Origin of the sequence: Thalassotalea hakodatensis (assembly GCF_030295995.1) — a bacterium.
GTDB lineage: Bacteria > Pseudomonadota > Gammaproteobacteria > Enterobacterales > Alteromonadaceae > Thalassotalea_C > Thalassotalea_C hakodatensis.
Map to the genome: position 1 here is coordinate 4,079,656 of NZ_AP027365.1, position 15,838 is coordinate 4,095,493.

General features: G+C 39.3%; 18 protein-coding genes and 1 riboswitch. Of the genes, 7 read left to right on the forward strand and 11 right to left on the reverse strand.

Features of this window, described 5'->3' with window-relative positions; translation table 11 throughout:
* Position 1: 1 nt before the first annotated feature.
* From thiS to thiC, 3 genes are read right to left on the reverse strand one after another with little or no spacing between them, the layout of a single operon-like run.
* Positions 2-211, reverse strand: a complete 210-nt coding sequence (gene thiS, locus QUE72_RS18090) for a sulfur carrier protein ThiS (protein ID WP_074499592.1) — start codon at positions 209-211, stop codon at positions 2-4.
* Positions 195-1,361, reverse strand: a complete 1,167-nt coding sequence (gene thiO / locus QUE72_RS18095) for a glycine oxidase ThiO (RefSeq protein WP_286270557.1) — start codon at positions 1,359-1,361, stop codon at positions 195-197. Before thiO ends, thiS begins: the two co-directional genes overlap by 17 nt.
* Complete coding sequence (gene thiC, locus QUE72_RS18100; RefSeq protein WP_286270558.1) at positions 1,348-3,306, reverse strand: phosphomethylpyrimidine synthase ThiC; 1,959 nt, start codon at positions 3,304-3,306, stop codon at positions 1,348-1,350. Before thiC ends, thiO begins: the two co-directional genes overlap by 14 nt.
* A 98-nt stretch (positions 3,307-3,404) precedes the next feature.
* A riboswitch (TPP riboswitch) is annotated at positions 3,405-3,503 on the reverse strand.
* Positions 3,504-3,648: 145 nt separating this feature from the next.
* Here thiC and QUE72_RS18105 point away from each other — a divergent pair.
* Both QUE72_RS18105 and QUE72_RS18110 read left to right on the forward strand, forming a co-directional pair.
* The gene (locus QUE72_RS18105; RefSeq protein ID WP_139302634.1) at positions 3,649-5,325 is read left to right on the forward strand and encodes a M1 family metallopeptidase; all 1,677 of its coding nucleotides are present in this window, start codon (positions 3,649-3,651) and stop codon (positions 5,323-5,325) included.
* Positions 5,326-5,340: 15 nt separating this feature from the next.
* Complete coding sequence (locus QUE72_RS18110; RefSeq protein ID WP_286270559.1) at positions 5,341-6,300, forward strand: tetratricopeptide repeat protein; 960 nt, start codon at positions 5,341-5,343, stop codon at positions 6,298-6,300.
* Positions 6,301-6,335: 35 nt separating this feature from the next.
* Here QUE72_RS18110 and QUE72_RS18115 read toward each other — a convergent pair whose 3' ends face one another.
* Both QUE72_RS18115 and QUE72_RS18120 read right to left on the reverse strand, forming a co-directional pair.
* Positions 6,336-6,629: an energy transducer TonB gene (locus QUE72_RS18115; protein WP_286270560.1), complete on the reverse strand. Its 294-nt coding sequence runs from the start codon at positions 6,627-6,629 to the stop codon at positions 6,336-6,338.
* Between the two features lie 102 nt (positions 6,630-6,731).
* Complete coding sequence (locus tag QUE72_RS18120) at positions 6,732-7,913, reverse strand: trypsin-like serine protease (protein ID WP_286270562.1); 1,182 nt, start codon at positions 7,911-7,913, stop codon at positions 6,732-6,734.
* Between the two features lie 254 nt (positions 7,914-8,167).
* Here QUE72_RS18120 and QUE72_RS18125 point away from each other — a divergent pair, with 254 nt between their 5' ends.
* Complete coding sequence (locus QUE72_RS18125) at positions 8,168-8,551, forward strand: response regulator (RefSeq protein WP_074499587.1); 384 nt, start codon at positions 8,168-8,170, stop codon at positions 8,549-8,551.
* Between the two features lie 68 nt (positions 8,552-8,619).
* On the opposite strand, the gene rpmG is transcribed toward QUE72_RS18125, so the two are convergent.
* The 6 genes from rpmG to radC form a co-directional block, all read right to left on the reverse strand.
* On the reverse strand, positions 8,620-8,775 hold the full coding sequence (gene rpmG / locus QUE72_RS18130) for a 50S ribosomal protein L33 (RefSeq protein ID WP_044834320.1): 156 nt from the start codon (positions 8,773-8,775) through the stop codon (positions 8,620-8,622).
* A gap of 10 nt (positions 8,776-8,785) precedes the next feature.
* Complete coding sequence (gene rpmB, locus QUE72_RS18135; RefSeq protein WP_074499586.1) at positions 8,786-9,022, reverse strand: 50S ribosomal protein L28; 237 nt, start codon at positions 9,020-9,022, stop codon at positions 8,786-8,788.
* A gap of 252 nt (positions 9,023-9,274) precedes the next feature.
* Positions 9,275-9,658: a hypothetical protein gene (locus QUE72_RS18140; protein ID WP_074499585.1), complete on the reverse strand. Its 384-nt coding sequence runs from the start codon at positions 9,656-9,658 to the stop codon at positions 9,275-9,277.
* Positions 9,645-10,313, reverse strand: coding sequence for an AAA family ATPase (locus tag QUE72_RS18145; RefSeq protein WP_074499584.1), 669 nt, complete (start codon positions 10,311-10,313; stop codon positions 9,645-9,647). Before QUE72_RS18145 ends, QUE72_RS18140 begins: the two co-directional genes overlap by 14 nt.
* A gap of 155 nt (positions 10,314-10,468) precedes the next feature.
* Positions 10,469-10,774, reverse strand: coding sequence for a PilZ domain-containing protein (locus QUE72_RS18150; RefSeq protein WP_074499583.1), 306 nt, complete (start codon positions 10,772-10,774; stop codon positions 10,469-10,471).
* Between the two features lie 94 nt (positions 10,775-10,868).
* Positions 10,869-11,540, reverse strand: a complete 672-nt coding sequence (gene radC / locus QUE72_RS18155; RefSeq protein WP_074499582.1) for a RadC family protein — start codon at positions 11,538-11,540, stop codon at positions 10,869-10,871.
* Positions 11,541-11,627: 87 nt separating this feature from the next.
* Between radC and coaBC the strand changes: the two genes are divergently transcribed.
* From coaBC to QUE72_RS18175, 4 genes are all read left to right on the forward strand, one after another.
* Positions 11,628-12,836: a bifunctional phosphopantothenoylcysteine decarboxylase/phosphopantothenate--cysteine ligase CoaBC gene (gene coaBC / locus QUE72_RS18160; RefSeq protein WP_286270567.1), complete on the forward strand. Its 1,209-nt coding sequence runs from the start codon at positions 11,628-11,630 to the stop codon at positions 12,834-12,836.
* 62 nt (positions 12,837-12,898) lie between these two features.
* On the forward strand, positions 12,899-13,483 hold the full coding sequence (gene slmA, locus QUE72_RS18165) for a nucleoid occlusion factor SlmA (RefSeq protein WP_286270569.1): 585 nt from the start codon (positions 12,899-12,901) through the stop codon (positions 13,481-13,483).
* Between the two features lie 115 nt (positions 13,484-13,598).
* Entirely contained in the window at positions 13,599-15,059 is a 1,461-nt protein-coding gene (locus QUE72_RS18170; RefSeq protein ID WP_286270570.1) for an aminoacyl-histidine dipeptidase, read from the forward strand.
* A gap of 95 nt (positions 15,060-15,154) precedes the next feature.
* On the forward strand, positions 15,155-15,811 hold the full coding sequence (locus QUE72_RS18175; protein ID WP_286270572.1) for a response regulator: 657 nt from the start codon (positions 15,155-15,157) through the stop codon (positions 15,809-15,811).
* Positions 15,812-15,838: the final 27 nt, after the last annotated feature.

A 15,838-nucleotide genomic window follows, 5' to 3' on the forward strand; every position in this document is an offset into this window, starting at 1 on the left:
TCTACCCTCCCTGAATTGGAAATAACACATCTAGTGTGTCATGTTCCGTTAAGCATGTTGTTGCATAATCACTATTTGCGACAAAATCACTGTTTAATGCCACAGCAAACGTTAATGCTTGCTGTTGTTCCGTCAAATATTGTTGTAGAGCGTCAGCAACACTTGCTTGTTCAAACAAGGAAACTTGCTCACCATTAATGAATATATTCATGGGAAAAATTCACCGGTAATAAATGTTGATAAGAAGAATGTACGCTTTGTTCAGATGAAAGTGTGGCATTCACAGCAGAGAGTAATTGCGCCAAAACCACTGGGGCAATTAAAAAGCCATGCCGATAGAGTCCATTGATTTGAATAACCTTGTTGTCAATACTGATTTTTGGCTGGTTATCACTAAACGCAGGCCGTAATTGGCTGATATGCTGACGAATATTAGCTTCTGCAAAACCAGAATGCACACTATAGGCGGCGCTTAATAGTTCCATCGCCGACCGTACTGTCATAGGTGAGCTATCATCACTTTCAATTTCAGTCGCACCTACCACAAAATAACCATGTGTTTTTGGTGCAATATAGAGTTGATACCTTGGATGCATTAGTCGTACAGGACGCTGAATGTTTACATCAGGCGCAAATAACTGAAATAGTTCACCACGAACTGCTCGTAAATCATTTAATGGCATTGCCTGTTGGGCTACAGCCTGTCTCGCACCAGTACCTCGGCAATCTATCACTAACTCAACCGTACGTTGCTCGTCATTAATCGTTAGCTCAACACAATTATTTACTTGCTTTATTGCGCTTACATTGGATACGGTTAGCCACTCAACAGCTAACGTTTTTATTTCTTCTTCTAGCGCTAATAGTAATTTACGATTTCCAAGCTGCCCTTCTTCCGGTAGAAAAAGTCCCTGATTAAAGTGCCTTGAGAGCTCTGGCTCTAGATTCACCAATCGCTGACGATCCAGCTCTTGCACCGCGTGATTAGCATAGTGCTGTTGTAAAAATCGCTTATATCGTAGTAATTCAGAATGGTCTTGCTCGTGCGCAACCATAATAGAACCTTGTTGCTGAAAGTAAGTATAACTTGCAAGATTTGATAATAAAGTGGGCCAAAGTGCTAACGAAATAAAGCCCATTTCAACAATATTTGCATCACAATGCATTGCCTCACCTAAAGGGGTTAGCATGCCAGCCGCCGCATAAGCGGCGCTGTTTGTCCCGTTGATATCATCTTTATCAATTAAAGTTACTTTATGCCCTTCACGTGCAAGTGAAACCGCAGCTAAACGCCCCATTAAACCCGCACCAACAATGGCAATTTCAGCCATATGTTCCGACTGATGCTTATTTGGCAACATGGTATATTTCGCTGCCTGAATCTTTAAATTCCTGCGACTTTTCTGCCATCCCTCGTTCAGCACTTTCTAAGGCTGAAAGATCAGCAGTAACCGTTTCATCTAGTAATTTTATCGAAATAGATTCACCATTTTCTGCCTCTAATTTAGCAGCATAATCCCTTACATCTTGCGTGATTTTCATCGAGCAAAATTTAGGCCCGCACATAGAACAAAAATGCGCAATTTTTCCTGACTCTTGCGGTAACGTTTCATCATGATATTGGCGTGCACGTTCAGGGTCTAAACCTAAGTTGAACTGATCATGCCAACGAAATTCGAAGCGTGCTTTTGATAATGCATTGTCACGAATTTGTGCCCCTGGATGTCCTTTCGCTAAATCACCAGCATGAGCGGCAATTTTATAGGTGATCAAACCTTCCTTAACATCTTCTTTATTCGGCAGCCCTAAGTGTTCTTTAGGCGTTACATAACACAGCATAGCGCAACCATACCAGCCAATGTTAGCCGCACCTATACCAGATGTAATATGATCATATCCTGGCGCAATATCCGTTGTTAATGGGCCTAACGTATAAAAAGGCGCTTCGTGACAATGTGTAAGCTGCTCTTCCATGTTTTCTTTGATCATATGTAATGGCACATGACCAGGGCCTTCAATCATCACTTGAACATCGTGCTGCCAAGCAATTTTAGTTAACTCACCTAACGTTCTTAACTCACTAAACTGTGCTTCATCATTGGCATCAGCAATAGACCCTGGGCGTAAACCATCACCTAATGAAAAGGCAACATCATATTGTTTGCATATTTGGCAAATATCTTCAAAATGCGTATATAAAAAGCTCTCTTTATGATGAGACAAACACCATTTAGCCATGATTGAACCACCACGAGATACAATACCTGTTACACGTTTTGCCGTCATTGGTACATAGCGCAATAATACGCCAGCATGAATGGTAAAATAATCCACACCTTGTTCTGCTTGTTCAATTAGGGTGTCTCGAAAGACTTCCCAAGTGAGATCTTCTGCTACCCCATTTACTTTCTCTAACGCTTGATAAATAGGCACTGTACCAATAGGGACCGGTGAATTACGAATGATCCATTCTCGTGTTTCATGAATATATCGGCCTGTTGACAGGTCCATTACTGTATCTGCACCCCATTTAGTAGACCAAACCAACTTTTCAACTTCTTCTTCAATGGAAGATGACACCGCTGAATTACCGATATTAGCATTCACTTTAATGAGAAAGTTTCGCCCTATAATCATTGGTTCAGTTTCAGGGTGATTGATATTTGCAGGGATAATTGCACGTCCTTCTGCCACTTCTTTACGGACAAACTCGGCCGTGATCTGCTCAGGTATTTGAGCACCAAATGATCGACCAGCATGTTGGTGCTTTAAAATTTCATCCTTCATTTCAGCACGCTTGGTATTTTCACGTATCGCAATGTACTCCATTTCAGGTGTAATGATGCCTTGGCGTGCATAATGCATTTGCGTGACATTTTTACCTTGCTTTGCCTTACGAATTTTCGGTAGATTTTCAAAGCGAATATGGTCTAAGCCTTCATCCGCTAACCTTGTTTGACTATACCCGGATGATGCTCCCGCGATACATTCGCTATCTTCACGTGCTGCAATCCATTCAGCACGTAATTTTGGTAAGCCAACATGTACATCCACGTTAACCGCTGGATCGGTATAAACACCAGAAGTATCGTATACACGTATAGGTTCGTTAGGCTCGAATAGCGGGTTTTCTTCACTGCCACCAACAAAAGTGTCTGCTACTGATATTTCACGCATCCCTACACGAATATCGTGTAAGTTGCCCTCGACATAAACTTTATTTGAATTTGGATAGCTTTGACCAGAAACATTTTCTAAGAATTGTTCTGCTTGTTGACGACGCTCACGTTTTGTTAATGAACTCATTGTTCTCTCACCTTTTATTTGATTTCGTATTGCGTTAATGAAATTAACAGCAATGCAGATTTATAAGGCGGAGTTGGGGTAGATCAAGAAAATATAAAATCGATATTTCCCTTGTTTCCTTCGCTGAAATTACTCAGATCAGGTTCTACGGATCCCGCTTACGCGATCTCAGCCCAATGGCACTCCGACAAGATTGATAATGTTAGTTTACTTTTTCAAGTAACATTACTCACCTGACTAATTCTAGAGAATGTTACGGTAGCCTGCAAGATTAATTCAGGCTAAGATAGAGAAAAACCAACAAAAATTATACAGTATACATAAAATCAAAAAGAAGACATTATGATGAAAAAAATTGCACTGAGTTTACTCACTTTAACAACAGCTCTTACACTACAATCACCTATCACAATGGCTGATAATTTATTTGGCACTAATGGCGAAACTACACGCCAAGACGTGTTACGCGGTTCAATCACACCTGAGCGTCAGTGGTGGGATTTAAGTCATTATCATTTAGCGATTGAAGTAGATCCTTCTACTCGAACCATCGCAGGTACCAATACTGTAAGTTATCGTGTTATTAGCAAAACTGATCGTCTGCAAATTGAATTACAACCCCCGATGAAGCTGACAAAAGCAACACAAAAAGGCCAAGTATTAAACATCGACCAAGATGGCTACAGTTATTTTATCCACACGTTAAACAACGCTCCTATAGGTAGTGAACAACAAGTAGTCCTACACTTTTCAGGTAAACCGCAAGTGGCAAAACGTGCCCCTTGGGACGGTGGTATCACATGGAAAAAAGATAGCAACGGTATTGATTTTATCGCCTCAAGCAATCAAGGCATTGGCGCAAGTATTTGGTGGCCTAATAAAGACCATGGCTACGATGAGCCTGATCAGGGTATCAAGATGAGTGTTGAAGTACCAGAACACTTAGTTGACGTATCTAATGGTCGTTTGTTAGCAATTGATCATAATAAAGAAAAACAAACCAAAACCTACCACTGGCAAGTTGTTAATCCAATTAATAATTACGGGGTAAATATTAATATCGGTGATTACGTCCACTTCGGTGAAAAGTATCAAGGGGAAAAAGGTGTGCTTGATATGGATTACTGGGTACTGCGTGACAACCTTGAAAAAGCTCAAGAACAATTTAAAGATGCTAAGCGCACCATTGAAGCGCTAGAACACTGGTTTGGACCATATCCTTTTTACGAAGACAGCTATAAATTAGTTGAAGCCCCTTATTTAGGTATGGAACACCAAAGCTCTGTAACCTATGGTAACGGATATCAAAATGGCTACCTTGGCAGAGATCGCAGTTTGACGGGTGCAGGTATGTTATTTGATTTTATTATCGTGCACGAAACGGGTCATGAATGGTTCGCCAATAACATTACCAGTAAAGACATTGCTGATATGTGGATCCACGAAAGCTTTACCAATTACTCTGAAAGTTTATTTTTAGAATACCACTATGGCAAAGAAGCTGCGTTTGGTTATACGCGTGGCCAACGTATTAACATACAAAACCAAAAAGCTATTATTGGTGAATACCACGTGCATAGTGAAGGCTCTAGCGATATGTATGATAAAGGCGGAAATATGCTGCATACCATTCGTCAAATTGTAAATAACGATGATTTATGGCGAGAAACCTTACGTGGTTTAGGAAAACAATTTTATCATCAAACCGTGACAACGCAGCAAATTGAACAATACATGGAAAACAAAACAGGTAAGTCGCTATCAAACATTTTTGATCAATATCTGCGTGACAACCGTGTTCCCACGTTAGAATATTTTTTAAAAGGCGAGCAATTACGCGTACGTTGGAGCAATGTAAAGCCTGGCTTTGATATGCCTGTAAAAGTAAAAATTAACGATAAAATGCAATGGCTTAGCCCAACAACTACATGGACAAATGTACAAATTAGTCAAAAAGATCCAACTTTTGTTGTTGATAAAAACTTTTATATCAATACTATGAACATATTAGGTAGTTAAACGGCTGTATGAAAAATGAAGCAACGATTGTTAAAAACGTTAACGTTACGTTATGCTTTTTTAACGATAAGCGTATTTAATACGCTTGTTGCTCATGCCTTAACTAAGTCATCTACCGATAATTTCAAAGAAAAATCGATAGACAGTGTATGTATTACTTCACCTATCGATTGCTTGTCTCGAATAGACCTTGAGCTCAGTAAAAAAAACCAAAGTGAATTGGTTAAATATGACTTACTTCAATATCGATTTGTTGCGTTATTTAACTTACAACGTAATAAATCGTTACTCGAAGAAACAACTAAATGGCTAAGCCACGACAACCTACCAATCCCCTTTAAGATTACCGTTTATATTTACCATGCAAAATCGTTAAGAGCTTTCGGAAAATCCGAAAAAACAAAAATATATGCCGAAAAGGCGATAACCTTACTCAAGCAGATGAATGAAATATTTCCCTCTCCTATGCGACTTGTAGAGTTAGCCAATTTAACAATGCAATACGGCGAGGTACAGCAGGCCTATTCACTGTTGTCTCAGTTAACCGTGAAATTTAAAGACAGTAAAAACGCGCTCTTTAAAACAGAATTACATGGTAATTTAGGGCATGCGGCTGCAAAATTGCAAAAGTATCAAGAAGCTGAGCAGCGTTGGAAGGCAGCACTTTATTGGGGAGACATAGTAGGTAATAAGCAGCAACAAGGGGTTATTCGATATAATCTTGCCGATATTTATGAACAGTTAGCACAGTTAAACACGGCTACGTTGTATTTTGAAAAAGCACTGTCATTTTCCCAACAAGCGCAAGATTCAAATAAAATTTTGCTGATAAAATTTAGATTAAGTCAATTGTACGTCAAACAACAGATGAACTGCCAAGCATATCAGTTAATCAATTCAATAGAAAAGTCAGCCTTATCGTTAAGCAAACAACAAACGTATGATACGCTTATCAAGCACCTTAAACCATGCTAACTACGCAACTCAGTTAGTTATTTTTATTGAGTAAGTTACTTTGTTTTCATTGGCTTAACTTGGTATTGAACTTTATGTTTTTTGATCCAATACTTAACTGGTACACCCTGTTCGTACTTAACAGGAAAACTCGTCTTTTTCGTACGAAGCAGTGCAAATTGGTTAAAAGAATTATATTGTTCAGCATTCGATAATTTTACCTCTTCGACCTTACCATGTTCATTAACAAGTACATCAAGAAAAATAACGCTATTTGATACCTTGCCAAACGTTTCAGGATGTTTTGATAGTTTTACCTCTGGTTGTTCCTGTGCATGAGATACACTCATTAAGCAAACCAATATAAACAACACACCTCTAAACATGTTTACACTCCAAACAAAAAAGGGCTAGCCTCAGCTAACCCTTATAATAACACAACAAGCACGTACTTACGCTTTACGACGCGCCGTTGCTAAACCTGCTAATGCTAAACCAAATAGCATAATTGAACCAGGAGTAGGAATTTGCGATACCTGTGCTGCAATCCAATTTGCGTATGGATTCATCAAAATGCCGCCAAAACGATCGCCATAAGCACCTGGTGCTACTGGAGATGTACGCGCACCAAAGGTATTAATACCCGCAATTTCGTATGTATCAGTTAAGCTATTATAAACAAATGACGGACCACCTGAGTCACCACCACCAATGTTTGCTTCTATGCCTTCTGGTAACCAAGAACTACAAATACCATACACATCACAGAAAAAGTCAAAATCGTACTCTTCGCCAGCACCACCACCAAATAAATCATCATTATCGGTGTATGTGCCATCAAAGTCTGCATGCCATACTTCAGCTTCACCTGAACCATCATCGTCAAAACTAATCGCATCAACAATGTTCATGCCCATAAGCTTTGAGAAATAGTCAGGAGAACCTGCTGGATCACCGTCATTGGTGTAGTAACCAGAGTGACCATCGCCGCGAGTACCATAGCCGACCATAGTGAATAATGAACCGTCACCGCCACCTTGACTAGATAAGTTTAACGTATCGTATACTTGCCCTGAAAACAAATCATAGGTTTTTGTGCCTGCTGGAATATCACGCTCTAGTTCAATGATGGCAACATCATCATTTAAACAGCCAATTGAACCATCTGAACAGACATTAAAACCGTCATAATCTGGGTGAATATCTACTTTTTGTGCAGGAATTAAATCGTTAAATGTACCATCGCTATTAAAAACAACCACAACATCGTTATTTGGATCAGCTAGATTAATCGTTGTACCTTGGTCGTTTTCATCAACACAATGAGCCGCACTCAATATATGTCGACTGTTTAATGCAGCGCCAGTACAGATAAAAAAAGAATTATTCATTTGAATCTGAATACTGACCACACCACTAAACGGTGAATTAGCTGTATTAGGATCAGTAATACTGGCTAAATTATCACCGCGAGTAACTGAATTATCACCATTACCTGAAGCGATATACGCTTGTGCATTTGAGTTATCGATATCAAGGCTTAGAAGGTCTGCGTTTGCTTGGCCCATCACTGCCATTGAAGCAAGTGACATAGCACTAATCAGTTTGCGCGTCTTCGTTTTAATATTGGACATATTTGTTCTCTTTCTAGCTATTATTATTAACATTATAATTACAAAGTCTGTGATGCAAAAATAGCGCCAACAGAAATTAACAAAAAATATCAAAGAGTTAAAAAAAACAAAATATTTTGCTGTAAAAATAACTGACACAATTACATTGAGTTAACATCATCATTGTATTCTCATGATGTTAAACTTTAGTTGATTAGTTATGCTATGTTGTTCTACGCTTAATAATACAAAGTGAATTATTGAGTAACTGCGTTATGGATGACCAATTAACATCAAGCATACTAATTGTCGATGATAGCTCTACCAATATCCGTGTTATTTGCAATCAAATTAAAGAATTAGGCCATAAAATTCATATTGCTAAAGACGGCGTTCAAGCACTTAAATTATTGACAGAAATTAAGCCCACCATGATCTTAATGGACATCAGTATGCCTAACATGGACGGCTTCGAATGCTGTAAACGTATCAAACAATCAAAAAGTCGCAGAGATATTCCCGTGTTGATTATTTCAGGCTCTAATGATGAAAAAGACATGCGCCGAGCGTTGAATGTTGGCGCGAGTGCATATATGACAAAGCCCATTGATGCGCAGCAATTACGTACCAATATTGATTTTCATATGCCTTGGCATTGAAATATTTTCACAACCATCAGGCAATAAAAAACCCGGATAAACCGGGCTTTTAAATTAGATAACCAAAATTACTTAATTTTAGCTTCTTTGTACATAACATGCTTACGAGCTTTTGGATCAAACTTTTTGATTTCCATCTTCTCAGGCATAGTCTTTTTATTCTTATCAGTAGTATAAAAATGACCTGTGCCAGCACTAGAAACTAAACGAATTTTATCACGCATGATTTATTCCTTAGACTTTTTCGCCACGGGCACGAATATCAGCTAATACTGCATCAATGCCTTTTTTATCGATAATACGCATTCCTTTCGGAGTTAAACGTAATTTAACGAAACGGTTTTCACTTTCAACCCAAAAACGATGGGCTTGAAGGTTAGGTAAGAAACGACGACGAGTGGCGTTTCTTGCGTGAGAACGATTGTTCCCTACAACTGGTTTCTTGCCGGTTACTTGGCAAACTCTAGACATGTGAGTCACTCCAAAAATTAATTTCAGCTCGAGCTACAATTTCCCATGGCCGTCGCCTTGGGATCCTGAAAAAGGTGGCATATTATAGTGAAACTGATTACTTAAATCTAGCTTTTATCTACTTAATAAAGATAAATATAATTTTATTGTTATTTTTCAAAACATTAGTAAGGTATCAACGGCCATTTATGCAATGTTTCACTCGCAATTTACGCATAAATTCTGAACTTTATGGCGATCAAACAAACGAATTTAGTCTACATTAGAGGCTAATAGTTTACTGAGCATTTTTTGTTGCTCTTCATTACATAATTCATTTATTAAAATACGGATAATATGTGATTTCGCAAGATTGGTATCTTTTGACAGAGTATGCAGTTGTTCAATGGCATCTTCACTCAAGGTAAATGTAGCGTGTCTAAACGGTTTTTTACTTTTTTTCTCGGCGTTTTCTAATTGAGCAGCAGCCGCTAAAGCTTCTTCTAATTTAGCAGGTCGATTAATGCCCTCACTTACTAAGGTAGGGCGCCCTTTAGCATAATTTTCAGCATCCGCAATAAAGTCATCAACCGTGAAATCTTTCTTTTTTTTACTTTGATTACCGTCCTTGGTTTTTTTTAAATCAGTTAAACTCATGCGAGTTATCCGGTTTCATGGCAATCAGTTCTTCAGCAATCGATATGATCTCAATTGCGGCTTTACTTTCACTGTCTATTTCTAACACCGAAGAGCCACTTTCTTCGCTATCATCATAAATGTTCCTGCTATAAGTCACAGCATTCAATACATTGATACCATATGACTTACACACATCTTTAGCTTCAATAATGCGATTGGCTTGGGTCGGTAATGCTGGGCATTGTGTGATCACAAACGAGGCAAGCATTTTTGGATTAACCATTTTACAAGTACTAAGCATATCTTCCATATGCGGTACAGTTTTCAAATCTCTGCGCTTTGGTCTTAGTGGAATAATAACATGATCAGCAACCGACATAGCAGCACGCAGCGCAAGATTATCTTGGCCGCCACAATCAACAATCACATAATCATAGTGTTGATTAAGGCTCAGTAAGTCATTGCGAATTTTACCATAAAGCTGAATACAATTAATCGCAGGTAATGAAGGATCTGTATTTCGTGCCTGAATCCAATCCGATGTTGTGCGTTGTGGGTCACAATCAACCATTAACACGATACCCTTTTTAATCTTGGCAAAATATACAGCTAAGTTCTGAGCTAAGCAGCTTTTACCGCTACCGCCTTTTTCGCCACCAACTAAAATCATCATCTTGTTGATTTCCTTAATTACAACATACTTATACGAAGACTAATAAGTATAGACCATATCTAGGATCTGTTATTATTAGAGGTTAACTTTTGCTCAAACCTAGGAGGTGATAATCTTTGCAGTACTTATTTATTTGAAATAAATAAATCGTTCAGCTAATCATCAAGACGCAATGCAATTTCATACCAACCACTATCTTGCTTTAAACACCTAACAACTTGCCCAGTAAGTTTTTGACTTTGTGGCGCCGCCGCTTTAAAAATGACCGTCGCTTGCACATTAACTGGAATTTCCTGATCACAATCCAGTTTTAAGCCGCCTCTGGAAAAATCTAAACAGGCAATCGTTTTATTAAATTCTGTACCTGAAGCATCTCGCCATTGAATATTGACTAATTCCTTTTCCATATCCAGTCGAAAAGACTGTCTTCGCTCAATTGGCGTATCACTTTGTTCTGTCATTATTTGATCTCAACATCCCACATCGATAATTTAAAATTACCGTTCATTGCCTAGCTATGCAAGAAAATCAAACATTTTTTAACCAATTCGTTAATTACAACAGTCCGTGTTCTGCGAATGAATAACATTGATGCCCAGCAACAATCATATGATCAAGTACCTTGATATCAACCAGCGCAAGCGCTTGAGTTAAACGATTCGTGATTTGCTTATCTGCTATGCTTGCTTCCGCAATACCAGAAGGATGGTTATGTGCAAGAATGACCGCGTTTGCGTGTTGGCGTATAGCCGTTTCAACAACCACGCGAGGATATACGGCTGCAGCATTGAGCGTGCCATAAAAAAGTTTCTCAAAGGCAATAACCTGATGTTGAGTATCTAATAATAAAACAGCAAACACTTCCCGATGTTCATGCCTTAACTGTCCAATAAGAAATGCTTTACTTGCTTGAGAGCTTGTCAGTGCGTCACCTTTAATTAACTCTTCGCCAAGGCACCTTTTAACCATTTCAAGACATGCTTGCAGCTGTACATACTTAGCGCTTCCTAAACCATTTATTTGACAAAATTCATGCTGACTTGCCTGAAACACAGCGGATAAACTACCAAACGTTAATAACAACTGCCGAGACAACTCCACAACGTTATTTCCTTTCACACCTGTGCGGATAAAAATAGCCAGTAGTTCCGCATCAGATAATGATTGCGCACCAAGTGATAATAATTTTTCTCTTGGCTTTTCCATGATTGGCCAATCTTTTAACATAGCAGTTCCTTTGCTTAGCAATTTTCAATAGTGATGAATAGTGATATTCTTATACGCTACCGATAAAAATAGTCTGACTTAGTAGATATGCAACAACTCGCAGATAAAAACATTGTCTTAGGCATCACTGGTGGCATCGCAGCTTATAAAACGCCTGAACTAGTAAGGCGATTAAAAGAGCAAGGTGCAAATGTACGCGTTGTAATGACAGACAGCGCTAAAGCATTCATTACACCACTAACACTACAGGCCGTTTCCGGTTTGGCGGTATCAGACAGTTTATTAGATACTGAAGCCGAACTCGCTATGGGGCATATCGAATTGGCAAAGTGGGCTGATTTAATGCTTATTGCACCGGCAAGTGCAAACACCATAGCGCGTATGGCACATGGGTTTGCTGACGACTTACTTTCTACGATAGTGTTAGCAACAGATGCTCCTATCGCCATTAGCCCAGCGATGAACCAACAAATGTGGCATGCACAAGCAACACAAGAAAATATTCACACACTTATACAGCGAGATATACTTATCTGGGGACCAGGAAGTGGCGAACAAGCTTGTGGTGATATTGGCTTGGGACGCATGATCGAAGTCAGTGACATTGTAACGCATGTATGCAACCTCTTTGCCTCTAACGATTTAGCTGATCAACACTGGGTGATCACAGCAGGTCCAACGCGAGAAGCTATTGATCCTGTTCGCTATATTTCCAATCACAGCTCAGGAAAAATGGGTTATGCCATCGCTAAATCTGCATTGCAAGCAGGTGCGAATGTTACCGTTATTTCAGGCCCTGTAAGCTTGGCACCTATTCAAGGCTGTAACATGGTATATGTCGATAGCGCACAACAAATGTTACAACAAGCCCTTAATCATTGTAGTAAGGCGACTGTTTTTGTCGCCTGCGCCGCCGTTTCTGATTATCGCATGGCAGAAGTGGCTGAACACAAAATAAAGAAAACAGCAGAGACTGATCAGCTCACACTCACCCTTGAAAAAAATCCAGATATTGTTGCTAGTGTTGCTCAATTAACGGCTAAACCTTTCGTTGTAGGCTTTGCCGCAGAAACGCAACAGGTCGAACAATACGCCAAAGATAAATTGATACGTAAGAATTTAAACATGATCGCTGCAAACGATGTCAGCAAAGCAGGGCACGGTTTCAACAGTGAAAACAATGCGCTTAAAATATTTAGTCGTGATAAAAGTGTTGAGATACCACTGGCAAGCAAACAACATGTTGCTGATCAATTAGTCGCTATTATTAAACGTCAACTAGATGAAATACTTTGAGTTTATCGCTACAATCTTGCAATAAACAAACGAATTAACCTTAATCATTAGAGAATAATAATATGTCGGGTTCCGCAAAGCCTAATCGTAAACAACAAATCTTAGAATGTTTAGCATTAATGTTGCAAACTAGTCCTGGGCAACGCATCACTACCGCCAAACTTGCAGAACAAGTAGGGGTATCTGAAGCCGCGCTTTACCGACACTTTCCATCAAAAGCAAGAATGTTTGAAGGCTTGATAGAGTTTATTGAAGAGTCTATTTTCTCACGTGTCAATTTAATTTTAACCGATCACAAAGAAGCCCTTGTTAGATGCCATCACATATTACATGTCTTGTTGATTTTTGCTGAACGCAACCCTGGTATGTGTCGTATTTTATCTGGTGATGCATTAATGGGCGAAAATGAACGTTTGCGCACACGGGTCAATCAATTTTTTGAAAAACTTGAGTCACAATTTAAACAAGTGTTACGTGAGCGTAAGTTACGCGAAGGTAAGGGCTTTGACATTCCAGAGTTAGCGTTAGCCAATATCTTAGTTTCATTTGCTGAAGGAAAAATTTGTCAATACGTACGAACTGGTTTTGAAAAGAAACCCAGTGAGAGCTTTAACGACCAATGGTTATTTTTAATGGCGAGTAAATAAAGCTTAATCCTCAAAGTTTACAAACATAAGCACTGAGGTATCAGTGCTTTTTTATTCAAATCATAAGAAAAACATAACTGTACTTTTTAACGCACAATAAAAAGGAACCTCCGTCGTGAGTCAACTAGCTGAACTTTCTCCTTCAATCTTATGGCAATTATTCGAGCAACTCTGCCAAATTCCTCGCCCCTCGAAACATGAACAACGCGTTTCAACATGGATACAACAATGGGCTACCTCGCTAAACTTAGAGGTTAGCGAAGACAGCGTCGGAAATTTACTTATTCGTAAACCTGCGGCAACGGGAATGGAAAACAAAAAAGGGGTTATTTTACAAGCCCATATGGACATGGTGCCTCAAAAAAATAATGACAAAGAACACGACTTTCTCAATGACCCAATTGAGGCCTACATTGATGGCGAGTGGGTCACAGCCAATGGCACCACACTAGGTGCTGACAATGGTATCGGGCTTGTATCAGCACTTGCGGTACTAGCCAGTTCAGATATTGCGCACGGTCCATTAGAAGTATTAATCACAATTGATGAAGAAGCAGGCATGACTGGCGCTTTTGGCTTACAGTCTGATTGGCTAGAAGGCGACATTTTAATTAATACTGACTCCGAACAAGAAGGTGAAGTGTACATGGGTTGCGCCGGTGGTATTGACGGCAATGCTAGATTTGACCTCGACTTTCAACCTGTTAAGAAAAATACTACAGCATTTAACCTCTCAATATCTGGGCTAAAAGGCGGCCATTCTGGCGTTGATATTCACACGGGTCGTGCTAATGCCTGTAAACTGTTAGTGCGTTTCTTATTGATTGCCACAGAGCGTTTTAATATACAACTAACAGAGCTTAATGGCGGCAGTCTGCGAAATGCAATTCCTCGTGAAGCTGAAACAAGCTTTGTTATTGAAACGAAGCATATCGAAGCATTAAAACAATGTCTCGCTGATTATTTAGCCACAATACGTTTTAATTTAAAAGCCGCTGAACCCAACATAGACATGTTGCTTATTTCTCCAGAAGAATTCGAACAGTGTTGGACACCAGCTTGCCAAGCTCAAATTTTAAACGCAATAAACGCCTGCCCGAATGGTGTTATACGTATGAGTGATGATATTGAAGGCATTGTAGAGTCTTCACTAAACTTAGGCGTTATGCGTACTAAAGGAACTCGCTTTGAATGTATGACATTGATCCGTAGCTTACATGATGACGGCCGCTCGGAGGTTGAATCGATGGTTCGTTCTGTGTTCAGCCTTGCAGGGGCAAACATTATCTTTGATGGTGCCTACCCAGGCTGGAAACCAGATACCACTTCACCCATTATGGCTACAGTTCGCGACGCGTATCAGTCATTATTTAATACATTACCTGAAATTATGGTAATTCATGCGGGGTTAGAATGTGGCTTATTTAAATCGGCCTATCCGCAATGGGATATGGTTTCTATTGGACCAACGATCAAATTTCCGCACTCCCCTGATGAAAAAGTACATATTGCATCTGTGAATAAATACTGGCAATTATTAGTTGAAGTATTAAAACAAATACCTGAAAAAAGCTGATCTTTAACCGTACAAGCGTATTAGACTCAAGTCTAATACGCTTTTTTATATTATCGCTATATACTCAGTTTAGGGAAAACTATGGAACACGAATTATGATCCAGCCAGAACAAATAATAATAGCTGATGATCACCCATTGTTCAGACAAGCTTTATTAGACACACTAAAAGTACAATTGACAAAAACACAGTGGGTAGAAGCACAAACCATTGAAGAGCTTGAACAACAACTACAAGCAAATCAAGCAGCAGATATGTTGTTACTTGATCTCAATATTCCAGGCGCTCACGGCTTTAATACGTTGATCCATGTCAGAAACCATTTTCCACAAATTCCTGTCGTTGTTGTCTCTGCACACGAAGATCAAGACACCATCAGTAAAGCCATGGAATATGGCGCTGCAGGCTTTGTGCCTAAATCAACACCTGTTGATACAATTTTTGTTGCTATTCAGAAGGTTTTCATGGGCGACATTTGGCTACCACCTACCTTTACGCCGAGTAGTAAAACACAACATATTGATATTGCTGAAAGTGTTGCGAGCTTGACTCAGCAGCAATATCGAATTTTAATGATGTTTGCCCAAGGCATGTTAAACAAACAAATTGCTTATGATCTGAACGTATCAGAAGCAACGATTAAAGCGCATGCAACTGCGATTTTTCGTAAGCTTAATGTTAGAAACCGAACACAAGCCGTTATCGCGATTAGTCAATTAGACTTATCAGAACAACAATTTGCTGAAGAATAACACTCAGCGATTAAAAAATTGGCTAAG